This window comes from Martinezella rhizogenes (assembly GCF_000799715.1).
Classification (GTDB): domain Bacteria; phylum Pseudomonadota; class Alphaproteobacteria; order Rhizobiales; family Rhizobiaceae; genus Rhizobium; species Rhizobium rhizogenes_C.
Window position 1 is genome coordinate 1,115,376 of record NZ_JUHG01000013.1, and the last position, 23,451, is coordinate 1,138,826.

At 62.0% G+C, this 23,451-nt stretch carries 20 protein-coding genes; 11 read left to right on the plus strand and 9 right to left on the minus strand.

Translation table 11 applies throughout. From position 1 onward, the window contains the following. Nucleotides 1-76: 76 nt before the first annotated feature. From EX00_RS17050 to EX00_RS17075, 6 genes are all read right to left on the minus strand, one after another. Nucleotides 77-778, minus strand: coding sequence for an ABC transporter ATP-binding protein (locus EX00_RS17050; RefSeq protein ID WP_047460038.1), 702 nt, complete (start codon nucleotides 776-778; stop codon nucleotides 77-79). Further along, entirely contained in the window at nucleotides 775-1,503 is a 729-nt protein-coding gene (locus EX00_RS17055) for an ATP-binding cassette domain-containing protein (protein ID WP_047460040.1), read from the minus strand. Before EX00_RS17055 ends, EX00_RS17050 begins: the two co-directional genes overlap by 4 nt. Nucleotide 1,504: 1 nt before the next feature. After that, nucleotides 1,505-2,554, minus strand: a complete 1,050-nt coding sequence (locus EX00_RS17060) for an ABC transporter permease subunit (RefSeq protein WP_047460042.1) — start codon at nucleotides 2,552-2,554, stop codon at nucleotides 1,505-1,507. Then, the gene (locus EX00_RS17065) at nucleotides 2,554-3,420 is read right to left on the minus strand and encodes a branched-chain amino acid ABC transporter permease (protein WP_047460045.1); all 867 of its coding nucleotides are present in this window, start codon (nucleotides 3,418-3,420) and stop codon (nucleotides 2,554-2,556) included. Before EX00_RS17065 ends, EX00_RS17060 begins: the two co-directional genes overlap by 1 nt. A 67-nt stretch (nucleotides 3,421-3,487) precedes the next feature. Beyond that, on the minus strand, nucleotides 3,488-4,726 hold the full coding sequence (locus EX00_RS17070) for an urea ABC transporter substrate-binding protein (protein WP_047460049.1): 1,239 nt from the start codon (nucleotides 4,724-4,726) through the stop codon (nucleotides 3,488-3,490). A gap of 68 nt (nucleotides 4,727-4,794) precedes the next feature. Then, nucleotides 4,795-5,844: a substrate-binding domain-containing protein gene (locus EX00_RS17075; RefSeq protein WP_047460052.1), complete on the minus strand. Its 1,050-nt coding sequence runs from the start codon at nucleotides 5,842-5,844 to the stop codon at nucleotides 4,795-4,797. A 289-nt stretch (nucleotides 5,845-6,133) separates the two neighbouring features. On the opposite strand from EX00_RS17075, the gene EX00_RS17080 reads away from it, so the two are divergent. The 3 genes from EX00_RS17080 to EX00_RS17090 all read left to right on the plus strand — a co-directional run bounded on the left by EX00_RS17080 (nucleotide 6,134) and on the right by EX00_RS17090 (nucleotide 10,845). Further along, nucleotides 6,134-6,544 (plus strand): MarR family winged helix-turn-helix transcriptional regulator, encoded by a 411-nt coding sequence (locus EX00_RS17080; RefSeq protein WP_234709033.1) that lies wholly within the window; start codon nucleotides 6,134-6,136, stop codon nucleotides 6,542-6,544. A 237-nt stretch (nucleotides 6,545-6,781) separates the two neighbouring features. Next, on the plus strand, nucleotides 6,782-7,291 hold the full coding sequence (locus EX00_RS17085) for a (2Fe-2S)-binding protein (protein ID WP_047460054.1): 510 nt from the start codon (nucleotides 6,782-6,784) through the stop codon (nucleotides 7,289-7,291). Then, complete coding sequence (locus tag EX00_RS17090) at nucleotides 7,288-10,845, plus strand: molybdopterin cofactor-binding domain-containing protein (RefSeq protein ID WP_047460057.1); 3,558 nt, start codon at nucleotides 7,288-7,290, stop codon at nucleotides 10,843-10,845. Before EX00_RS17085 ends, EX00_RS17090 begins: the two co-directional genes overlap by 4 nt. A 43-nt stretch (nucleotides 10,846-10,888) precedes the next feature. Here the strand turns inward: EX00_RS17090 and EX00_RS17095 are convergent, their stop codons facing one another. Beyond that, the gene (locus EX00_RS17095) at nucleotides 10,889-11,677 is read right to left on the minus strand and encodes a ferredoxin--NADP reductase (protein ID WP_052210783.1); all 789 of its coding nucleotides are present in this window, start codon (nucleotides 11,675-11,677) and stop codon (nucleotides 10,889-10,891) included. Nucleotides 11,678-11,873: 196 nt separating this feature from the next. Then, a complete protein-coding gene (locus EX00_RS17100) occupies nucleotides 11,874-12,320 on the minus strand; it encodes a MarR family winged helix-turn-helix transcriptional regulator (RefSeq protein WP_052210761.1) in 447 nt (148 codons plus the stop codon). A 362-nt stretch (nucleotides 12,321-12,682) separates the two neighbouring features. Here EX00_RS17100 and EX00_RS17105 point away from each other — a divergent pair, with 362 nt between their 5' ends. The 7 genes from EX00_RS17105 to EX00_RS17135 are packed head-to-tail and all read left to right on the plus strand — an operon-like array spanning nucleotide 12,683 to nucleotide 21,416. Continuing rightward, nucleotides 12,683-14,176: a 6-hydroxynicotinate reductase gene (locus EX00_RS17105; protein WP_047460060.1), complete on the plus strand. Its 1,494-nt coding sequence runs from the start codon at nucleotides 12,683-12,685 to the stop codon at nucleotides 14,174-14,176. Between the two features lie 19 nt (nucleotides 14,177-14,195). Continuing rightward, nucleotides 14,196-15,140 (plus strand): UPF0280 family protein, encoded by a 945-nt coding sequence (locus EX00_RS17110; protein ID WP_047460063.1) that lies wholly within the window; start codon nucleotides 14,196-14,198, stop codon nucleotides 15,138-15,140. Next, nucleotides 15,133-15,717 (plus strand): amino acid synthesis family protein, encoded by a 585-nt coding sequence (locus tag EX00_RS17115; RefSeq protein WP_047460066.1) that lies wholly within the window; start codon nucleotides 15,133-15,135, stop codon nucleotides 15,715-15,717. The genes EX00_RS17110 and EX00_RS17115 overlap by 8 nt, the downstream gene beginning before the upstream one ends. Next, on the plus strand, nucleotides 15,714-16,298 hold the full coding sequence (locus EX00_RS17120; RefSeq protein ID WP_047460069.1) for an amino acid synthesis family protein: 585 nt from the start codon (nucleotides 15,714-15,716) through the stop codon (nucleotides 16,296-16,298). Before EX00_RS17115 ends, EX00_RS17120 begins: the two co-directional genes overlap by 4 nt. Before the next feature lie 51 nt (nucleotides 16,299-16,349). Further along, on the plus strand, nucleotides 16,350-18,449 hold the full coding sequence (locus EX00_RS17125; protein WP_047460072.1) for a hydantoinase/oxoprolinase family protein: 2,100 nt from the start codon (nucleotides 16,350-16,352) through the stop codon (nucleotides 18,447-18,449). After that, nucleotides 18,446-20,191 (plus strand): hydantoinase B/oxoprolinase family protein, encoded by a 1,746-nt coding sequence (locus EX00_RS17130; protein WP_047460073.1) that lies wholly within the window; start codon nucleotides 18,446-18,448, stop codon nucleotides 20,189-20,191. The genes EX00_RS17125 and EX00_RS17130 overlap by 4 nt, the downstream gene beginning before the upstream one ends. 43 nt (nucleotides 20,192-20,234) lie before the next feature. Then, the gene (locus EX00_RS17135) at nucleotides 20,235-21,416 is read left to right on the plus strand and encodes an acyl-CoA dehydrogenase (protein WP_047460075.1); all 1,182 of its coding nucleotides are present in this window, start codon (nucleotides 20,235-20,237) and stop codon (nucleotides 21,414-21,416) included. A gap of 54 nt (nucleotides 21,417-21,470) precedes the next feature. On the opposite strand, the gene EX00_RS17140 is transcribed toward EX00_RS17135, so the two are convergent. Beyond that, nucleotides 21,471-21,956 carry a MarR family winged helix-turn-helix transcriptional regulator gene (locus tag EX00_RS17140; RefSeq protein WP_047460078.1) on the minus strand — a complete coding sequence of 162 codons (486 nt, stop codon included), beginning with the start codon at nucleotides 21,954-21,956 and terminating at the stop codon, nucleotides 21,471-21,473. Between the two features lie 253 nt (nucleotides 21,957-22,209). On the opposite strand from EX00_RS17140, the gene EX00_RS17145 reads away from it, so the two are divergent. After that, entirely contained in the window at nucleotides 22,210-23,397 is a 1,188-nt protein-coding gene (locus EX00_RS17145; protein WP_047460081.1) for an ABC transporter substrate-binding protein, read from the plus strand. Nucleotides 23,398-23,451: the final 54 nt, after the last annotated feature.

The following is a 23,451-nucleotide window of genomic DNA, read 5'->3' on the forward strand; positions in this document are numbered from 1 at the left end:
GTCATCCTTTCTTGTGAAGACAAGCGTTTTGAGATCGGATTTTCGGTGAGAACGGAGCCGGGGCGGCTCCGGTAAACTAGACGGGGGCCATGCCTACCTCCCCGGACAGAATAGCATCCCGATCAATTTCACCGGTGATGCGTCCCTTCTGGATATGCAGGATCCGGTCGGACAGCGAGGTGATGAATTCGAGGTTCTGTTCGACGACGATCAGCGACAGTTTCCAGCGGCTCTTCAGCGCGATCAGCGTCTCGATAATCTCCTCGATGATTGAGGGCTGAATGCCCTCAGTCGGCTCATCAAGCAGAATGAGCCTCGGCTTGGTGCACAGGCAGCGGGCAAGCGCCAGAAGCTGCTGTTCTCCGCCGGAAAGCGCCCCGCCCCGACGGTCGAGCAGGCGCACGAGACGCGGAAAATCCTGAAGAACGGTATCGATGATCGATCGGTCCTCCTTCCGCGCCGCCACAAGCCCCATCCGGAGATTTTCATAGACGGAAAGCTCCGGAAAGATTTCACGCCCCTGCGGCACCAGCCCCATGCCGAGCCTCGACCGCTCGAAGGGTTTCATCCCCGTCACGTTGCGGCCGGAGAACTCTACCATGCCGGCCGTTGCCGGCAGATGCCCCATGAGAGTACGCATGAGCGTCGTCTTGCCCATGCCGTTATGGCCAAGGATGCCGAGAAACTCGCCCTCCTCCATCGCCATATCCACGCCTGCGAGGATCGGAATCCGTCCGTAGCCGGATCGCAGGTCCTTCACGCTCAGAAGCTGTGTCATGCGACCACCTTCTTTCCGAGGTAGATGTCCCGAACCCTCTGATCGGCGAGCACGCGGTCGATCGTGTCTTCCACCAGCACCTTGCCCTGGTGAAAGACTGTGACCTTCTTGGCGATCAGCTTGATAAACGCCATATCGTGCTCGACGACGATAATGGCGCGCGACTGGTTGATGTCGCGGATAATCTCCGCTGTTCTCAGCGTCTCCTCGTCGGTCATGCCGGCGGCGGGTTCATCGAGCAAAATGAGATCCGGCTCGGCGGCAAGCACCATGCCGATCTCGACCCATTGGCGTTGGCCGTGCGACAGCGTCGCAACGACCCTGTCGGCGAAGTCGCTCAACCGGATCAGGGACAGCACGCTCTCCACCATCGGCGCGAGCCCCCTCGGGGTCGCTTTTCGGCGGGCCGCCATCCAGATGTTTTCGCGAACGCTCAACCCGTTGAAGACGCTTGGAACCTGCGTCTTGATGCCGATCCCCATACGGGCGATCTCGTGCGGGAGCTTTCCCGCGATTGGCTGGCCCCGGAAGGCGATCGTCCCCGATGTCGGCGTCTGCTGGCCGGTGAGCGACTTGAAGAAGGTGCTCTTTCCGGCTCCATTCGGGCCGATCAGGCAGCGTAGTTCCATCTCGTCCAGCGTAAAGTTGATGTCGTCATTGGCGACGACGCCGCCGAAGCGCATGGTCAGATGTTCGGTCTTGAGAAGCAAAGTGGGCTCGGGCATGTCACTTGGCTCCCACAGGCTGGACGGAGGGTTCCTGAGCTGGATTGGCCGATCTCGGCTCGATCTTGGGGACGAGCCGCAGCAGAAGATCGCGGACGGTCGGCACCAACCCCTTGGGCAGCAGCAGGACGAAGAAAATGAGAACGGCGCCCAGCACGAGGTTCGAATTCAGGGTCTGCTGCGAGCCGATGGCGGCGACGGCGTATTCGATCAATATGCAGCCGATGATAGGGCCAAGCAGAGTGCCAAGACCGCCGATGGTGATCCAGATGATGATCTCGGCCGACAGCGACAGGCTGAAGATCGTCGGGCCGACGAAGGCACCCCAATTGACATAGAGAGCACCCGCCAATCCGGCGACCGCACCGCCGATCACGAAGGTCACCAGCTTGATCAGCCGTGGGTCGTAGCCCAGCAGGGAAGCACGCACCTCGTTTTCCCGGACGGCGACGACGACGCGGCCGAACGGGCTCGCCAGAATGAGCCGCAGCAGAAGATAGACGGCTATGAGCGCGCCGCCCGTCACCCACCATGACTGCTCCGGCGACAGCGGGCTTGAGGGGTCAAAGGGCATGTTGAAGGTCGGCACCGCCGGGATGCCGTTAAAGCCGCCGAGCATCGCCGTGCCGATGTGATATTCGTCCCCCGAGGTCGAATTGATGACATTGAATAGGATCAGCGTCACCGTCAGGGTGATGACCCCGAGATAGACATCGGAAATCCGCCCGTAGAAGACGAAGTAGCCGAGCAGCGCCGAAAATACGGCTGGAATGAACACCGCCAGCATGATGCCTTGCGTGGAATCCTGGAAGTTGATGGCGGAGATCGCATAGGCATATCCGCCGAGACCGAAGAAGGCCGTCTGTCCAAAGGACAGGATGCCGCCGAAACCCCAGATGAAGGCAAGGCTGAGCGACAGCACCGCCATGGCGGCAAACAGCGTGAACTGCATCAATGTGAAGAGTTCTAGCTGGCCGGGCGCGATGGCGACGGCGACAATGGCGACGAGAACGGCCAGGGTCTGGGCAATCAGGCGAAGACGTCGCGTCATCACAGGTTCCCCTTGAAAAAGCGCCCGGAAATACCCTGGGGCAACAGCCGGATCAGGACGATGGCGGAGGTGAAGACGATGACTTCGCCATAGACGGGGGTTGTGAGATAGGCGCCGATCTGGTTGATGGTGCCGAACAAGGTCGCCGCCGAAAGCGTCCCGGACAGGATTGCGGCGCCGCCGCCGACAACCGTGATGAAGGCCTTGGCGACATAGGCCCCGCCCATGACCGGCGTGACGCCTGACACCGGCGCCAGCAGGCCGCCGGCGAGGCCAGTAATGGCCGCTCCGGCCGCAAAGGTTGTCATGTAGACGCGGGCTGGATTGACCCCGAGCGTGTTGGCCATAGCCGGGTTCTGCATGGTGGCGCGCGCGATCAGGCCGAACCTTGTGTAGCGCATGACGGCGTAGACCAGCGCCATCATGATGATCGCCATCGCCAGCAGGAACAGCGTGTAATAGCTCGACCGGTAGGCGCCGATGGAAAATCCGCCGAGCGGCGTCGGCACGCCCTGGATGGTGTTACCGAAGATCGTGGTGACGATGCCGATGATCAGCAGGCTCAGTCCCCAGGTCGCCAGCATGGAATCGACCAGCCGACCATAGAGGAAGCGGATCAGGCAGCGCTCGACGACCAGCCCAACCAGCCCGACGAAAAGCGGTGCTACGACCAGCATCGCGATCCAGATATTGACCCCCGCATTGGCGGAAATAACCGTGGCATAGGCACCGAGCATGATGAACTCGCCATGCGCCAGATTGATGATCTTCATCATCCCGAAGATGATCGCCAATCCCAGGCACAGGAGGAACAGAGAGGCCGTGCCGTTGATGACGTCGAGCGCCACTATGATGTAGATGTCCAAAATCGAGCTCCTTTCTCGCGAAGACTGCGGATCGCGCAGACGCTGCCGCGCAATCCGCCGGCGGGCTTTAGAAGCTGATGACGTATTGCTTGTTGTCGGCCGGGTTTTTCACCAGATCGCAGACGCTGGCGGTGTCGAGCGGCTTGACGTCCGGGAAGCTCTCGAGAACGCTCCACTTGCGATCCTTGACCTCGGCGAGGAAGGCGTTGCGTGTGGTGTGATGGGTCGCGTGATCAAGGGTAGCGGTGCCGGTCGGTCCGGCGAAGGAGAGGCCGGACTCCAACGCGTCGACGACCTTGGCGCGGTCGATGCTGCCGGCCTTGCGCACGCCTTCGGCCCAGAGCTGCGCCCCTTCATAGGTGGCCGCGGCAAGCTCGCTGATATAGGGCGTATCCGGATGGGCCTTCTTGATCTTCTCGACGAAGCTTTTGCTGGCGGGGGTATCGAGTTCCTCGAAATAGCCGTAGGCGCCCAGGATATTCTCGCTTTCCGCCGCATCCAGCGTCGTCGGCTCGTTGACGAGACCGAAAGTGGTGGAGGCGATCGGGATTTGTCCCTTCATCCCCGCCGAGGTCCACTGCCGATAAAAGGCGGTGTGGTTGCCGCCCACGAGAGCCGACAGGATGAGATCGGGCTTGGCCGCCTGGATCTTGGAAATGGTCGGGCCGAAATTGGTGACGTCGAGCGGGAAGAAATCGGTCGATACGACTTCGCCGCCATTATCCTTGACATATTTGGTCATCCACTTGGCGGTGATCTGACCGTAATTATAGTCGGCGGCGATGATATAGACCTTCTTGCCGGCCTTCTTCATGGCTGCGGGCACCAGTTTTTCAACGGTCTGCGCCGGTGTCGTGCCCGTGCAGAACGTATTGCGGTCGCAGACGCCACCCTCATAAAGCACATTGTAGAAATAGAGCACCTTGAAGCGGTCGAAGGTCGGACGCACGGCTTCGCGCGACGCCGAGGTGATCCCGCCGTGGACAACCGCAACCTTGTCCTTCAGGGCCAACTGCTGGGCATATTGCGAATACATCTGGATGTTCGATTGCGTGTCGTAATGCACGATCTTGACCGGCCGGCCAATAAGGCCCCCTGCCGCGTTGATCTCATCGGCCGCCAGTTGAAGCGCATGCACCATCGGTACGCCGGATGCAGCGATCGGGCCGGACTGATCGTGCAGGCTGCCGATCAGGATGGGATTGTCCGCGCCAAGAGCCGAATGACGGAGGATCATGGGGGCTGCGAGGAGCGTGGCGGAGGCGAGCGCGGAGCGATGCAGGAAGCGGCGGCGAGACAGGTGCATTGAAGAGTTCCCCTTGTTGCTTATGGCGGGGATACTTAAATCCGCAATATTTGAAAAATCAAGTTATTTTATGCGCTGGCGAGAATCTTGAAATCGTAGCCGTCCAGACGCGCGACATGCACGGGATGGCGTCCGCCGACCACCGCCTGAGGCTCACTGCCGCGAGCGGTGCGTTGCTGCAGGATGCGGCCATAGAGGCGTCCAAGCTGTCTGGTATCGAAGCTGCCAGCCTCTTCGACAAGGGCGGCTAGGGAATAGACGCCTTCGTAGCAGGATTGCCCGAAGGCATTGGCAGGCGGCGGATTTTCGCCATAAGCCATGTGATAGCGCTCCAGGAAAGCGCCATTGTTGCGAGACCGGATTGATGAAAAATAGGCCGAACTGGCGTAGAGATTTTCCGTCTCGTGCGGCGCAAGGCCATAGACGATCGTCTCGTCGATCGCCGAGGTGAAGCGCAAGACGCTGGAACTCAGGCCCGCCGCGCAAAAGGCCCGGTTGAACACAATGGCGTCGGAGCCGAGGAAATAGGGCAGGATAACATCCGAGCGTGTCGTCTTGATGCGATCCAGGATTTCATCATAGTCGAGCACGCCGACGGGGACAAAAGCCTCTCCTGTGACGATGCCGCCGGCGCGATGAATAAGCTTCCGCGCGATGGAGAGGCTCGATCGCGGCCAGACGTAATCATTGCCGCAGAGAAAATAGCGGCGAGCGCCCGTCTTTTCCGAAAGCCAGTTAATCGCTGGCGCCAGGAGCTCGTCAGCCGTTTCTCCGGTGGTCATGACCTGCCGCTCCGGCGCAAAGCCTTCGAATTGCGGGGTATAGACAAACGGCACCGTGTCATTGGCCGCCGCGGCGACGGCTTCGCGCGCGTAGCTCGGCAGCATGCCGATGATTCCATGAATGCCATCGAAGCAGATCGCGTCCGCCGCCGCGCGGCCGGCGGTCTTGCTCGTCGGCCCGGCATCGATAACCAAAAGCTCGACGGGCCGACGCAAGATCCCGCTCGCACGATTGATTTCGTCAACCGCCAGACGGCCGCAAGCCTCGGCAGACGGTGCCCATAATCCCGCCGAACCACTTTGAGGAGTGAGCAGACCAAGCCGAATCGTGAACAAGACCGTTGCCTTTCATCTTCGTCGCTTCGCCAGGGATTTACGAAAGCAGGAAATGTGCCAACCCTTCTCGGCCGCCTGTTTGCACCCGTCGGACGGCCATAGACCGCCGCAAGCCGCCAGATTCAGACCCTCGAGAGGCGCCGACGGCGATTGTGCACAAAAAACGACAGGGCCGGATGCTCAGTTGTTAAGCATATTAGCCCAATCGCCGGCTTGATCATTTGAGTTTGAAAATTTATATGGAAAGGAAAATATTGAAAATGAATATATGCACGCGAGGATCAACCAAGTGCAACTGACGCGCCTCATATGCGGCGTCAACCGCAAGCTCGAGCAGGCCATGGAGGCACACCTGAGACCGGTTGGGCTATCCATCGAACAATACAGGGTCCTGGAAGCGCTCGACGAACATGACGGCATGTCGATGGGAGAGCTGGCAGCCAGGGTCTTCGTCGATTCACCGACCCTGACCAAGATCATCGACAAGATGGTTGCGTCTTCCGACGTCTATCGCGCTCCCGACGCCAAGGACCGGCGCAAGGTCCTTATCTTCCGCTCGAGCAAGGGCCGGGAAATCTTCCTGACACTACAGGGCCTCAGCACGAAGGCTCAGCAAGACGTGATGAACATATTGGGCCACAAGGAAGCAGCCGATCTTTCCAATCTGCTTTCCGAGGTTTTCCAAAAGCTGGACCAATAGGCGTTGCACGCCGAAAATACCGTGATGTCATCATAAATAGTTTTCAAGCTCTGCCCATTGACAGATAGCCGTCCCGCGGCAATCATTCGTATACAAACGAAGGGCGATTAAGACCCTTGGGAACAGAGTGATGACTATCTTGACAAAGCGCGGCGGCGACTGCTCGGTTTCGCATGGCGTCTTGCAATTACGAGGGATGACGATCCGTTCCATCGCCGTTGTGACAAGAAGGGAGCCGTGTTGAAGACTCGTCCGATCGCTCTCGACGTCAATGGGCGCCGCCACACGCTCGATCTGCCTCCCGAAACGCCCCTTCTCTACATCCTGCGCAACGATCTCGGTCTCAACGGGCCGAAATTCGGATGCGGTCTCGGCGAATGCGGTGCCTGCGCCGTGCTGATCGGCAAGCGTGCCGTGCGCGCCTGCACGATATCGGCTGCCGCCGCCGAAGGACGCGCCATCGTCACTCTCGAGGGTCTCGGCACAGAAGATAGACTGCATCCGGTGCAGCAGGCCTTCATCGAGAAACAGGCCGCGCAATGCGGTTATTGTCTGAACGGTATGATCATCGCGACGACAGCACTGCTTCTCCGTAACGCGCAGCCGGACGAGACCGCCATTCGCGCAGCCCTCAGCCGCCATCTCTGTCGCTGCGGCACGCATATCGAGATCCTCGCCGCCGCCCGCCGCGCCAGCGAACTGATGGCCGCCCTTCCCTCCTCGGCAATCGCGGAGGATGCGCCATGACCGCGCCGCAAGAGACGCCCCGCGCCCGCTATCTCGAAGCGGATGAAATCCTGCTGGTGGTCAAACCCGGCGACACACCCCAGCCTGACATCTTCCTCGCCCTTCATCCCGACGGGACCGCCAGCGCCTTCAATGGCCATGTCGATCTTGGCACCGGCATCAGAACGGCCTTGGCGCAAATCGTCGCCGAAGAGCTCGACTTGCCTTTTGAGCGGGTCCGGATGGTCCTGGGCAGCACCACGGCAGCGCCCGATCAGGGTGCGACGATCGCCAGCGAAACCATTCAGGTGACGGCGATCCCGTTGCGCCAGGCTGCGGCAACGGCGCGGCGCTGGCTTCTCGAACAAGCCGCCCTTCAGCATGGCGTCACGCCACAAGCGCTCTCGATCGAAGAAGGCATCATTCAGCCGACTGCATCGGCCAACTGGTCGATCACTTTCGGCGAGCTGATTGCCGGGCGCCACGAGCGGATCGCCATCGACGTTACCGCGCCGATAAAGCCGGTCGAGAACTACAGGATCGTCGGCAAGCCGCAGCCGCGCAACGACATCGCCGCCAAGGCAACGGGGCAATGGACCTATGTGCATGATGTCCGCGTGCCGGACATGCTGCATGGCCGCGTCGTCCGCCCGTCCTATGTCGGCTTCGACCATGGCCCGCATGTCGGCCATAGCTTGATCTCCGTCAACGAGGCCTCGATCGCCGATATCCCCGGTTTGGTCGGGGTGGTGGCGATCGGCGATTTCGTCGGCGTTGTCGCCACGCGCGAAGAAAACGCGGCGGAGGCTGCACGCCGGCTCGAAGTCATATGGCGCGATCCGCCGCTATTGCCCGACCTCAATAATCCGGAACAGGCGCTACGCGATAACCCTGCCACGAAGCGCATTCTTGCCGATCAGGGTGATGTCGAACGCGCGCTCGAAGGCGCGTCGCCGCGTTTCGACCGCAGCTACGTCTGGCCCTATCAGATGCACGGCTCCATCGGCCCATCCTGCGCCGTCGCCGATTGGCGCCCAGAGCGGCTGATCGTCTGGTCGGGCACGCAAAACCCCTATCCGATGCGCCGCGATCTGGCGCTTCTTCTCGACATGCCGGAAGAGGCAGTTCTCGTCGAGCGGCTGGAGGCTGCCGGCTGCTACGGGCGCAATTGCGCCGACGACGTGACAGCCGACGCCGCCCTTTTGTCGCGCGCGGTCGGTCGGCCCGTGCGCGTGCAGCTCACCCGCGAACAGGAACATGGCTGGGAGCCGAAGGGGGCCGCGCAGGTGATCGACGTGCGCGGCGGGCTCGATCTCGAAGGCGGGCCGGCGGCTTACGATTTCGAGACACGCTATCCGTCGAACCTCTCGCCAACGCTTGCCCTGATCCTGACTGGTAAAGTCTCGAACGTTACAGCAACATCGGATATGGGCGATCGAACGGCGATCCCGCCCTATGCCTTCAGCAATATGCGTATCGCCGTGCAGGACATGCCGCCGATCGCGCGGGCCTCGTGGTTTCGCGGCGTCTCGGCCATGCCGAACAGTTTTGCGCATGAAAGCTACATCGACGAACTCGCTTTCGCGGCCAAGGTCGATCCGGTCGAATACAGGCTGCGCTATCTGAAGGATCCAAGGGCGGTCGACCTGGTCCATGCCGTGACCGAACGCGCCGGCTGGACGCCGCGCACTGAGCCGGGAACGATGGGCGGCGAAGGCGACCTGCTCTATGGCCGGGGCTTTGCCTATGCGCTCTATGTCCACGGCAAGTTCCCGGGAACGCCGGCCGCCTGGTCGGCCTGGGTCGCCGATGTCGCCGTCAACCGCAAGACCGGCGAAATCGCGGTCACACGCGTCACCGTCGGCCAGGATTCCGGCATGATGATCAATCCGGATGGCGTGCGCCACCAGATCCACGGCAATGTCATCCAGTCCACCAGCCGCGTACTGAAGGAGAAGGTGGATTTCTCCAGCACCGCCGTCGAAAGCGCCGAATGGGGCGGCTACCCGATCATCACCTTTCCAGAAGTGCCTGAGATCGACGTGCTGATGCTCTTGCGCCAGGACGAAGAGCCGCGCGGCGCCGGCGAATCCGCCTCGGTGCCATCGGCTGCCGCCATCGTCAACGCGGTTTTCGATGCCACCGGCATCCGGTTCCGCGAACTGCCGCTGACACCGGAACGCGTGCTCGCCGCCCTTGGGGAAACACATCCAACACTCGCTTTATCGGCGCCAGCCAAGAAGCCGTGGCGGCGGAGAGGGTCGATGTTCGCGGGGGCTGGTGGCATCGTCGCGGGCGTATTGGCCGGCGGTATTCTTGCAGCCTCGCCCTGGCGCGGCGCATACCCGGAGATCACACGGCCGGACCCCGGCACCTACAGCGCCGCCACGATCGAGCGTGGACGCTTGGCGGCAGCAGCCGGCGCCTGCAATGTCTGTCACACCGGAGCAGATGGAACGCCCTTTGCCGGAGGCCGCGCCTTCGAGACACCATTCGGCGTGGTCCATGCCACTAACATCACCCCCGACGCCGAAAACGGCATCGGTGCCTGGTCCTACCCGGCCTTCGAGCGGGCAATGCGACAGGGCGTGCGCCGGGATGGAAAACATCTCTACCCGGTCCATCCCTATCCGTCTTTTGCCGGTGCCACCGATGCCGATCTTCAGGCGCTCTACGCCTTCCTGATGACGCAGGCGCCTTCTGCCACGAAGACCGAGGCCAACGCCTTGCGCTTTCCCTTCAACATCCGGCCATTGCTGGCCGGCTGGAACATGCTTTTTGCGGGCGGGCGGACGGTGCCGACAGATGCAACGAAGGGTGACGCCTGGAACCGAGGCGCCTATCTCGTCGAGACGCTCGGCCATTGCGGCGCCTGCCATACGCCGCGCAATGCGCTCGGCGCGGAAAAGAAGGGCGACTTCCATCTTGCAGGTGGCCTCGCGGACGGCTGGGATGCACCGGCGCTAAACGGCGCCGGTCTCGGCCCCATCGGCTGGAGCCAAACCGCTCTCTACGATTATCTGCGCACCGGCACCGCTAAAGGCCACGGCAGCGCCGGCGGTCCGATGGGCTCGGTCGTCAAGGCGCTCGCTCCGCTTCCGGACGGTGATATCAAGGCCATGGCAACGTATCTGGCAAGCTTCTCCGGACAGACCGAAGACAAAGCCGCCGCGCAACAGACGGCCACACTCGCCAACACGAAGACGGCGGAGGTCACGGCAGCACGGATCGCGCCGGTGGGAGTACGCCTCTTCGAGGGTGCCTGTTCAGCCTGTCACACCGAGGCTTCGCCACTCGGATCGCTTGCCTTCAACAGCAACCTGCACGCCGATAGGCCCGACAATGTCCTGCTGACGGTAATGCACGGGGCGCAGGCTCCGGCGCTGCTTGCTGAGAAGGCAGGTAACGATGCGTCTGAGATCATGTCGATGCCGGCTTATGGCGAAGCCTTAAGCGATCGTCAGCTGACCGATCTCGCCGCCTATCTGCGCGCCCGCTTTGCCCCAGACAAGCCCGCATGGCAGGAACTTGGCGTGGCCATCGAACGCGCTCGCGCCGCCCAGCCGATGGATTGAGGTGGATCTGAATGCGTGTAACGACGGGGACTGATCGAAGAGCTTAGCCGACGAAGGCCCGCTCGATGACGAAAGTCGCCGGGGCATTGTTGGCGCCTTCGATAAGACCGAAGGATTCCAGAACAGCCTTGGTATCCTTCAACATCGCCGCTGAACCGCAGATCATGCCGCGGTCTTCGTCCGGATTGATGCGTGGCAGGCCCGTCTCTTCGAAAAACTTACCGCTGGTCAGGAGGTCGGTGATCCGGCCCATGCGCGCAAAGGGTTCACGCGTCGTCGTCGTATGCAGGCGCAGCCGCTCGCCGACGAGCTCGCCGATCAACGGATCGTTCTTCAGCGTCTCGACCATTTCCGTGATGTAGGTGAGTTCGTCCACGTCACGGCAGGTCTGGATGAGGACGATTTCCTCGAACTTCTCATAGGTTTCCGGATCGCGGATCAGGCTTGCGAAAGGTGCAACGCCGGTGCCGGTCGATAGGAGATAGAGCCGCTTGCCCGGGATCAGCGCATCGAGCACCAGCGTGCCGGTCGGCTTCTTGCGCATCAGCACGGTGTCGCCCGGCACGATTTTCTGCAGGTGTTCCGTCAGCGGACCGCCGGGAACCTTGATGGAATAGAATTCGATCTCCTCGTCCCAGAAGGGACTGGCGATCGAGTAGGCGCGGAAGACCGGCTTTTCGGCATTCGGCAGGCCGATCATGATAAATTCACCGGAGCGGAAGCGGAATTCCGCCGGCCGGGTAATGCGGAACTTGAACAGCCGGTCGGTGAAATGCCGGACCTCGGTTACCGTCTGGACAAAGACATTGGCGGGGATCGGAAAGGCCGGCATAGAACCTGCCTGCTGACCGTCAATGATGACTGCTTCTTCCGTTGACAAGCTCATCTGTCTTCCCTCGCCTTGGTCGCTCATATTCATTTGTACACGAATGAATTTTACCACGCAATCCATTCCTTGCGCGGACAAGACGAAGTTTCACCACCGTCGAAGGCAGAAGGAGGAGAATGGACAGCTTTAGAGCGGCAGATCAGCAGATTTTCTGCAGCAGTTCGAGGAACATCATCCGCTCGCCGGAGGTAAGCGGCGCCAATGTCCCCTCGGTCGCCACAAGCGCTGCGCCGACATTCGCGGCGATGACCGCGAGACCATCTTCGGTCAGCGACAGGACGACCCGGCGGCCGTCATTCTGGTCCGGCGCGGTTGCAACGAAGCCGCGCTTCACCAGGCGATCCACCACTCCTTTGATGGTTGCGACATCCATCGCCGTTTCGCGCCCAAGCTGGTTCTGCGAGCAGGGCTGGATTTCCTTGAGCTTCGAAAGCGCCGACCATTGCGTCGTCGTCAGCTTGTCGCCGATGGCGTTGGCGAAGATCGCCACATGCCGCTGGTTGGCCTGCCGAAGGAAGAACCCGACCTGCCGATCGACATGGTATTCGGGTGCGGCGGATTGTCTGTCTTCACGCGATTTCTGCATTTGTCCCGCCCCGGATCTGCGCATATGGTTGCGATGTGGGTAAGCTGTTCTAGTTTCAAAAGATTAGAGCGCCATTGTGCGTTGATGTAAACGCTCGCGGTCCCAAGCCTCTACTTTGAAGACGGAATTTGTCAACGCCACAGCCCTCCGAGAACCGGACCAATCGAAGGCAGCGAAGACACGCATCTGCTCCGGCGGCGGCATTTTTATCAGAGCTTCCCGCCCTCGCTTGACAGGAGCGATAGACGGACTGATACTCATTCGCATACAAATGAAAAATGGGAACAATGACGGTCAAATATCTGTCCATGGGCTGATGGCAGCACCACCGGACGAGCGGCCGCGTTAAAATGGAGAGTGCCATGGTCAAGCAACGCGTGGAAAGCGTCGCAAACGGCAAGATACGCTGCGATGCCTGTCCCGTCATGTGCTACATCTCCGATGGCCGCTCCGGCGCCTGCGATCGCTATGCCAATGTCGGCGGCGAGCTGATCCGCGTCGATCCGCTGACGATCATCGAAAACACGATTTCCGAAGGCGGCAATGTCGTGCCATTCCTGGCCCAGCCGGGCGAGAGCGAATGGGATGGCGACATCGTCCACGCCACCAGACGCTTCGTCACGGCCGTCGGCGCCGGAACGACCTATCCCGATTACAAGCCGGCCCCCTTCATCGTCTCGCAGCAGGAAAACGGCGTCGATATGGTGACCGTCGTCACCGAAGGCATCTTCAGCTATTGCGGCGCCAAGGTGAAGATCGACACCGACCGCTTTCTCGGCCCGGAAACGGCAACCGTGCTGGTCGATGGCGAAGCGATTGGTCACGTCACGACCGGCGAATACGGCTCGCAGATGCTGTCGCTCGGCGGCGTGCATCACCTGACCGGCGGTTCGAAGAAGGAAGGCCGCGTCACCTGCGACGCACTGCTGAAACTCTGTAATGGCGACGCCGTCGACATGCAGGTCGACGGCGGGGTCAGCCTGACCATCAAGGCAGGCGCTGCACCTGTTATCAACGATGTCGAGGAAAGCCGCATGCGCGTCGGCTGCGGCTCAGCCACCATCGGCATGTTCGCCAAACAGTGGATGGGCCATGTCGATGAGGTCGTGGTTGTCGACGACCATATTACCGGCGTGCTCTCCGAACACCAGGCCGGACGCCTGCTCGACGTGCCTGCCACCGGCATTCGCATCAAGGGCCGGCGCTCGACGCCCGGCCGTTATTTCCAGGTGGCCGAACCCGGCATTGGCTGGGGCGGCACCAACATTTCAGATCCTCTGACCATCCTCGGTGATTTCGACCCCAAGACCGCGTGGCCGGGCATGCGTATGTTGATGGTATCGACCACCGGCGAGCAATATGGCTACTATATTCTCGACGACAATCTGCGGCCGGAATTACAGACAATCCTTCCGGCAGCCTTGCAGGAATCGGTCGAGATCATCGCCGAAAACTGCGAACCGGCGCTCACCTCGGTCCTGTTCATTGGCGGTGCCGGCGGCAGCCTGCGAGCCGGCGTCACCACGAATCCCGTTCGTCTGACACGCTCCGTCAAGGAAGCGTTGACCCATGTTTCCTGTGGCGGCGTCCCGGCCTATGTGTGGCCGGGCGGCGGCATCACCGTCATGGCCGATGTGACGCAGATGCCCAGCAACGCCTTCGGCTACGTGCCGACGCCAGCGCTCGTCGCACCGATCGAATTCACCATGCGGCTTGACGACTACCGCGCACTCGGCGGCCATATGGAAGCCGTCATGCCGATCGAGCAGGCACTTGAACTGGCCGAACGCAAGGTGACACCGATTGGCCGTGGCCCCTGGCCGACGGAAAGCCGAAATTTCCGGTGGGGCGCCTGACGGCAAAGGGAGCGATAGCATGTCGCGGCCTGTTGCCCAATATCTCGATGGTGGAGATCCGAACGGCCGGCTGCATCTGCAGCACGGACCGATCGATCTCGTCATCGGCGTCGATGACGGTGGCGCTGCCCGCAAGGGCGAGGCCGAACGGCGGGCTCGTGCCTTCGCGGCTGCCATCGCTCGCTTCCAGACTGTCCTCGACGAGTTGGTGAACGAACTGCCTTTGCTCCGCGCACCTGCCGAAATTGGCGGCCCGATGCCTACGGGCGCGGTCGCCCAACGTATGGTCGCTGCGGTCCGCCCCTTTGCCGCAGATCATTTCATCACGCCGATGGCGGCCGTTGCCGGTGCCGTCGCCGACGAAATCCTGACGGCGATGCTGGCGGCATTCGACAAGGACGACCGCCCTCACCGCGCCTATGTCAACAATGGCGGCGACATTGCCGTCCATCTCGAAGGCGATGCAAAGTTTCATGTCCGCATGGCCCGCGAAGACGGCGCGTCGCTCGGCAATTTCGCGCTGCATGCTTCCGGCCCCACGCGCGGCATCGCCACTAGCGGACGCGGCGGGCGCAGCCTGTCGATGGGGATCGCCGATTCCGTGACCGCATTGGCGACAAATGCGGCCGCCGCCGACGCTGCGGTCACGCTCATTACCAATGCCGTCGATCTTCCGGGCCATGCCGCCATCAGCCGGGCACGCGCTATCGATGTCGTCGACGACAGCGATCTCGGCGAACGACTTGTTGTCACCGGCTGCGGCCCCCTGACGGACGCGGAAATCGATATGGCGCTTTCCTTTGGCCTTGCTGAGGCGGAGCGCTTCATCGCGCTCGGCCTCATCGACCGCGCCGGTCTCTTTCTGAGAAACCAGGGCTTGCTTGCCATGCCGGGCGCAGCCCAGCCATTTACAGCCACACCTTTTTCAATCGATCAATCCATGGAGCGGTTTTCCAATGCCTGACGTCAAGATCCGCAAGTTCCTTACCATCGTCGAGGAAATTTATCACGAAGGCGGCAAGCCCGTCGCAAAGCCGCTGAAGCGGGGCGCGATCGTCGCCGTTATCGAGAACCCGTTCGCCGGCAGCTATCATGAGGAAATCACCGGCTTTATGAAGGATCTGGAGCCGCTCGGCCTCGATATGGCAAACCGGCTGGTCACCGCACTCGGCGGCGATGCCACCATTGTCGAGGGCTACGGCAAGGGCATCATCGTCGGTCAGGCCGGCGAACTGGAGCATGGCGCGCTCTGGCATGCGCCGGGCGGTTACGCCATGCGCGAAGTGCTGGGTGGCGCCAAGGCGATCGTCCCCTCCTCGAAGAAGGTCGGCGGCCCCGGCACGCGGCTGGATGTCCCGGTTACCCATATCAACGCCTCTTATGTGCGAAGCCATTTCGACTCCATCGAAGTCGGCGTACCGGACGGTCCGCGCGCCAACGAAATGGCGGTCGTGCTGGTCATGACCACCGGCCCACGCGTCCATGCCCGCAGCGGCGGCCTCAAGGCCGAGGACATCAAGGGCGAGGACGGCCTGCGTTGACCGCCGAGATCCGCAAGATCACCGTCTTCGTCGAGGAGACACTGAGCGAGATGGGTCAGACCATCTCGCCGCCGACGCGCAAGGCGGCCGCCGTCGCCGTCATCGCCAATCCTTTTGCCGGCCGTTACGTCGAGGATCTGACGCCGCTGATCAACATCGGCGCGGAACTCGGCGGCCTGCTTGGCCGCAAATGTGTCGAGGCGCTCGGGATTTCGCCGGCGCAGGCCGAAAGCTACGGCAAGGCGGCGCTGGTCGGCGAGGATGGCGAACTGGAACATGCGGCCGCCCTGCTGCATCCATCGCTCGGAAAGCCGCTGCGCGCGGCCGTTGAAAAAGGCGCCGCACTGGTGCCGTCCTCGAAAAAGCGCGGCGGCCCCGGCCGGCCCCTCGATATCCCGCTCGGGCACAAGGATGCCGCCTATGTGCGGTCGCATTTCGACGGGATGGAGGTGAGCCTTGTCGACGCGCCGCGTCCGGCGGAAATCATGGTGGCCGTTGCCGTCACGGATAGCGGCAGGCCGCTTGCCCGCGTCGGCGGATTGAAGGCGGCTGATGTCGAAGGCAAGGATGGCCTGCGTTAGGGGCATACTCCAAGATCGTCGCTCCATGGATTCATTTGCATACAAACAATAATGGGAACAGTCGTGACTCAGTCTCCTTCGAATGAACCATCGGCCCCGACACCTGAACAATCGCAGGTCGCGGGCATCGATGTCGGCGGCACATTTACCGATCTCGTGCTCTTCGACACGATCTCCGGCAAGGTCCGCCTCGCCAAGACGCCGACGACGCTCGACAATCAGGCTTTCGGCGTTCTTAACGCGCTGGATGCGGCTGAAGCCGATGTCGCGGCGCTCGACCTAATCGTTCACGGCACCACCACCACAACGAATGCCGTTCTAGAGCGCAACCTTTGCCGAACGGGTCTCATCACCACACGCGGCTTTCGCGACGTGCTGGAGCTCGGCCGGCGCACGCGCCCGAACCCCTATGGCATGAAGGGCGAGTTTCGCCCGATCATCCCGCGCGACCTCAGGCTCGAAGTTCCCGAGCGCATGGATGCCGCCGGCAACGTGCTGATCCCCCTCGATGAAGAGGCCCTCCGCATTGCCCTGAAAGCCCTGATGGACACAGGTTGCGAGTCGCTGGTCATCCACTTCCTGCACGCCTATGCCAATCCTGCGCATGAATTGCGTGCCGGCGAGATCGCCGCCGAGATCTGGCCCAACGACAACATCACGCTCGGCCATGCGCTTCTGTCCGAAAGCCGCGAGTTCGAGCGCGGCGTCACGGCCGCCGTCAATGCATCCGTACAGCCGCTGCTGGCCCGCTATATCGAGCGCCTCGCCGACCAGCTCGCCACCAAGGGCTACAGGCACGACGTTCTCGTCATGAACGGCAATGGCGGCATGGTGTCCGCCCGCCACGTCGCCAAGGAAGCAGCAAAGACCGTGATGTCCGGCCCCGCCTCCGGCGTCATGGCTGCCGCCTATACCGGCCGGCGCGCCGGTATCCCCAATCTCATCACCTATGACATGGGCGGCACGTCGACCGACGTCGCTCTCATCCGCAATGCCGAACCGGCAGTCTCCAACGAGATCGAGATCGAATATGCGATGCCGATCCACGTACCGATGGTCGATGTGCGCACCGTCGGCGCCGGCGGCGGCTCGATCGCCAAGGTCACCGCCGCGGGCCTGCTGCAGGTTGGCCCGGAAAGTGCCGGCGCCATGCCTGGGCCGATCTGCTATGGCCGTGGCGGCACAACGCCGACCATCTCCGACGCCAATCTGCTGCTCGGCCGTCTCAACCCCTCCAGGCTCAACTCGGTTCCCGGCGGCATTTCCATCGACGGCATCCGCGACCTGTTCGAAGAAAAGCTCGGTCGGCCACTCGGGCTTGACGCCACGGCCGCCGCCGCTGCCGTCATCCGCATCGCTAATGCCCGCATGGCGGATGCCGTGCGCATGGTTTCGGTCAGCCTCGGTGAAGATCCGCGCGATTTCGCGCTGTTCTCCTTCGGCGGCGCCGGGCCGCTGCACGCGACCGCGATCGCTCGCGAGCTCGGCATTCCCAGGGTGCTGACGCCGTCCCGTCCGGGGATCACCAATGCGCTCGGCTGCGTCGTTGCCGATCTCCGGCACGATTTCGTCAATACGGTCAACCGTCCACTCGATGTTGCCGATATGGACGCGGTGCACGCGCTCTTCGAAAAGCAGTCGGCGGAAGGACGCCGTCTGATCGGTAAGGAGGCGGTCGCCATTCGCGAGATCCGCGAGATCTACTCGGTCGACATGCAGTTCATCGGCCAGACGCATCTGCTGCGCGTGCCGCTGCCAAGCGCAATGCCGACCAGGGCCGAATTGCAGGCACGGTTCGAGGAGGCCTATTTCAATCGCTTCCATGTCGAGCTTCCGGAAATCCGCGCAAGCCTCGTCAACGTCAACACCTCGGTCATCGGCCGGCGCACGGAGATCGATTTGTCCATGCTGATCGATGCGGCCGGACGCAAGGCGACGCTTGCCGAAGCACAGACCGGCACGCGCTCGGTCTGGTTCGATGGTTGGCGGGAGACGCCGATCTACTGGCGCGATCATCTGCCGATCAAGGCAACGATATCGGGACCGGCGATTATTGAGCAGATGGACACGACCATCATCCTCGAGCCCGGCGACGTCGCCACCCAGGACGACGACGGCAATATCATCATCACGATCGGAGCCGGCCAATGAGCATCGACCCTATCACGCTCAGTGTCATCCAGTCCGGCCTGCAACAGGTCTGCGACGAAATGGACCTGACCTTTTCCCGCGCCGCCTTCTCGCCCGTCATCGCCGAGGCCAACGATCGTTCCGACGGCATCTATTCGGCCGAGGACGGCTCGCTGATCGCGCAAGGGGCGGGTGGCCTGCCGGTCTTTGTCGGCACCATGCAATATTCGACGCGCACGCTGATCGAGATGATCGCCTCCGGCAAGGCGGCAGCGCCGAAGCCGGGCGATATCTATATCGTCAACGATCCCTATCTCGGCGGCACGCATCTGATGGACGTGCGCTTCGCCATGCCGGTCTATCGCAATGGCGAGATCTTTTGCTGGCTATCGAACACCGGCCATTGGCCGGACACAGGCGGCGCGGTTCCCGGCGGCTTTTCGGCCTCGGCCACCTCTGTCGAGCAGGAAGGCCTGCGGCTGCCGCCAGTGCGGCTCTTCAAGGAAGGCAAGCTCGATACCGAGATCTACGCGATCATCTGCTCGAACATCCGCGTCTCCGAGCAGCGCATCGGCGATGTGAAGGCGCAGGCGGCCGCCCTTCTGGTCGGTCAGGAACGGCTGGTGCGTATTCTTGAACGCTATGGTGACGATACGGTTACCCAAGCGATCGGCGAGCTGCGCCGCCGCGCGGCCGAGCAGATGCGCGCCAATATCCGGCTGATCCCCGAGGGAACCTATCGCTCCGTCGCCTATATTGACAGCGACGGCGTGGTCAACGAACCGCTCGAGATCCGCCTGACGATCACCGCGACTGGTGACGAGCTTTCCTTCGATTTCGAGGGATCGTCGAAGCCCTGCGCCGGGCCGATGAATTCCGTGCTGGCAACGACGCTATCCTCCGTCTATCTCGCCATGCGCCATATCTTCCCGGATGTTCCGATCAGCGCCGGCGCCTTCGAGCCGTTGAAGGTGAAGACGCCAGAGGGAACCTTCCTCGACGCCCATTACCCACGCCCGGTTTCCGGCTGCGCTGCGGAAGTCAGCCAGCGTATCGCCGAGGCGGTGTTTGCAGCCCTGGTCGAGGCATTGCCGGACCGGGTGACGGCCTCGCCCGCCGGAAGTTCGGGCAATTTCGCGCTTGGCGGCCACGATCCGGAACGCGGACGCGGCTATGTCATGTACCAGATTTCCGGCGGTGGCTATGGTGGCAACAGCGATCATGACGGGCTCGCGAATGGCTGCTCGACCATCGGCATTTCCAAGGCACCGCCGGTCGAGATCATGGAGCAGCAATTCCCCGTGCTTTATCATCGCTATGCCCTCCGCGAAGGGTCCGGCGGTGCCGGTAAGCATCGCGGCGGCTTCGGTCTCGATTATGAGATCGAACTCAGACGTGGTGCCGCAACCGCAAGCTTCGTTATGGATCATGGACGCTTCGGACCGCAGGGCGCGCTTGGTGGCAGCGACGGACGGACGAACAGCGTCACGGTCTGGCGCGACGGCGAAGCGATGACGCCCGAGCATCTGTCGAAAGCGCAGGATATCGCGCTGAAGCCCGGCGACCGCGTCCGGGTCGGCACGCCGGGCGGCGGCGGCTACGGCGATCCGTTGACACGCGACCCGCAAGCCGTTGTAGAAGATGTGCGGCTCGGTCGTTATACGTCGGCTGAGGCGCTTGATCTGTTCGGCGTTGTCGTGACAGCGGATTGCCATCCGGATGCGACCGCCACCGAGCGAGCCCGCGCCAGCCGCAGGGCATAGACCACGCTATGATTGAGAAAAGAGAGAATTGGGAGACACGCCGATGAGCCGCGAGATATTCGACTGGGCCGATCCGTTCCGGCTGGTGGAACAGCTGAACGATGACGAGCGCATGGTGCTGGACACCGCCCATGCCTATGCGCAGGAGAAGCTGGCGCCCCGCGTGCTCGATGCCTTCCGCCATGAGAAGACCGATCCCTCGATCTTCCGCGAAATGGGCGAGCTCGGCCTGCTCGGCCCGACCATTGCGCCCGAATATGGCGGCGCCGGCCTCGGCTATGTCGCCTATGGCCTGATCGCCCGCGAAGTCGAGCGCGTCGACAGCGGCTATCGCTCGATGATGAGCGTGCAGTCCTCCCTCGTCATGGTGCCGATCGATGCCTTCGGGTCGGAAGCACAGAAGCAGAAGTATCTGCCAAAGCTTGCCACCGGCGAATGGATCGGCTGCTTTGGCCTCACCGAACCCAATCACGGCTCCGATCCCGGCTCGATGACGACACGGGCGAAGAAGGTCGATGGCGGCTATCACCTCACCGGCGCCAAGACCTGGATCTCCAATGCGCCGATCGCCGATGTCTTCGTCGTCTGGGGCAAGACCGAGGATGGCGTCATCCGTGGCTTCATCCTGGAGAAGGGCTGGAAGGGACTGTCCGCGCCCGCCATCCACGGCAAGGTCGGTCTGCGCGCCTCGATCACCGGCGAAGTCGTCATGGACAATGTCTTCGTGCCGGAGGAAAACCTGCTGCCCAACGTCTCCGGCCTCAAGGGTCCGTTCACCTGCCTGAACTCCGCCCGCTTCGGCATCGCCTGGGGTGCGCTGGGAGCGGCCGAGGATTGCTATGCCAAGGCGCGGCAATATGTGCTCGACCGCCAGCAGTTCGGCCGGCCGCTCGCCGCCAACCAGCTGATCCAGAAGAAGCTTGCCGACATGGTGACCGAGATCACGCTGGGGCTGCAAGGCTGCCTGCGTCTCGGCCGCATGAAGGAAGACGGCCATCCGCCTGTCGAGCTGACCTCGATCCTCAAGCGCAACAGTTGCGGCAAGGCGCTCGACATTGCGCGGGCTGCCCGCGATATGCTCGGCGGCAACGGCATCTCCGACGAGTTCGGCATTGCCCGCCATCTCGTCAACCTCGAAGTGGTCAACACCTATGAGGGCACCCACGATATCCACGCCCTCATCCTCGGCCGCGCCATCACCGGCATCGCCGCGTTTGCGAATTGAGGCCGGATAGGTAAAACAGAGAGATGCTATCCCTCGATAGTATCTCTCGCCGGCCTATTTCTCCGGCGCGCTCGATGATTTGTCATCGTGGTAGGTCAGGATGCGGCGGAGCAGGTAAAGCAGGGCCACTCGTTCGGCGGGATTGAGGTCTGCCATGGTCATCTCGCTGATGAGGCGGGCGGCCGGTATCATCTCCTCCAGCAGGTGCTCCGCAGCCGGCGTCAGGGACATGATGATCTTGCGTCCGTCCTGCTCATCCCCGGAGGTCGTGATCAGACCGCGTGCAGACAGCCGTTCAATGATGCCTCGGATCGTGCCCTGATCGACGGCAGTTGCCTTGACCAGTTCGGTCTGGGAGCTCGGCCCGTGATCGCGAAGCGCGCAGAGGGTGACGAACTGGACGGAAGTCAGATTGGGGTCGGAGGCGTTGTCCTGGAAGATCGAAAGATGCCGTTGATATACCCTGCGCAGCAGATGGCCCACTTGCTGCGTGACATCATAGTCGTCCGTATCCGGCCTATCGTGCTTCACATCAGCCATCCGTCACCAAGATTAGTGTGTACACGCAAATTTCTACGTTCTCCGAGCGATTAGCAAGTCAGAAATGCGGGATTTCGGCGCAATTTTGCCTAAAAAATACACAGAGAAAGACCTTGCATTTATAGTGAACACACCAGATCATACCCTAAGGCGACAAGCTATGGATCGCGATTGCACGCGCTCGAAATTCGATGCCGCCGATGACGTGCCGTAAGAACAAGAATCAAAACAGATCAATCCAGAGAGGACGAAAATGAGAGGACTTTTTGCGATTATGGGTACGGCCCTTTGTCTTGCGGCCGGGACACAGGCAATGGCCGGCGAGATCAAGGTCGGCGAGATCAACAGCTATTCCGCGCTACCCGCCTTTACCGATCCCTACAAGAAGGGCTGGCAGCTGGCGCTTGACGAGATCAATGCGGCCGGCGGCATCAACGGCGACACGCTGGTGATCATTTCCAAGGATGACGGCGGCAAGCCAGGCGACGCGCTGACGGCCGCCAACGAGCTTGTCGCCAAGGAAGGGGTGGTGATGATCTCCGGCTCCTTCTTCTCGAATGTCGGCATGGCAGTTGCCGATTTCGCCAAGCAGAAGAAAGTCTTTTACCTGGCGGGAGAGCCGCTGACCGACGCGATGATCTGGTCGAAGGGCAACGACTATACCTTCCGCCTGCGCCCGCCGAATTACGTGCAGGCCGCCATGCTCGCACAGGAAGCCGCCAAGCTGCCGGCAAAGCGCTGGGCGACCATCGCGCCGAACTATGAATACGGACAAAGCGCCGTGGCGGTGTTCAAAGAACTACTCCAGAAGGCCCGGCCGGACGTTGAGTTCGTTGGCGAGCAATGGCCGCCGCAGGGCAAGATCGATGCCGGCTCCGTGGCGCAGGCCATCGAGGCCGCCAAACCGGAGGCTATCCTCAACGTCGAGTTCGGCGCCGATCTGGTGAAGCTGGTGCGCGAAGGCACGACCCGCGACCTCTTCAAGGGACGCTCGGTAGTTTCCTTCCTGACCGGCGAGCCGGAATATCTCGATCCACTGAAGACCGATACGCCGGAAGGATGGATCGTCACCGGCTATCCCTGGTATTCCGTCGACACACCGGCCCATAAGGCCTTTCTCGACGCGTACCAGAAGCGCTACAACGACTATCCCCGCCTCGGATCGGTGGTCGGCTATGCGCTGGTCAAGTCGATGGCCGCCATCCTGACCAAGGCCAAGTCGACGGATACGGATGCGCTGATTGCCGCCGCCAAGGGTATTTCGGTCGACACTCCGTTCGGCCCGATCACCTATCGTGCCGCGGATCATCAATCGACGCTCGGCGCCTTCATCGGCAAGACCGCTCTCAAGGATGGAAAAGGCGTGATGGTCGATTTCCAGTACCATAGCGGCAACGACTTCCTGCCGAGCGAGGCCGACGCCGCCAAGCTCCGCCCCTAGCGGAACCGTCAAAGGCCGGCGGTCGCGGCTTCATGCTCGTCCGCCGGCAAGATG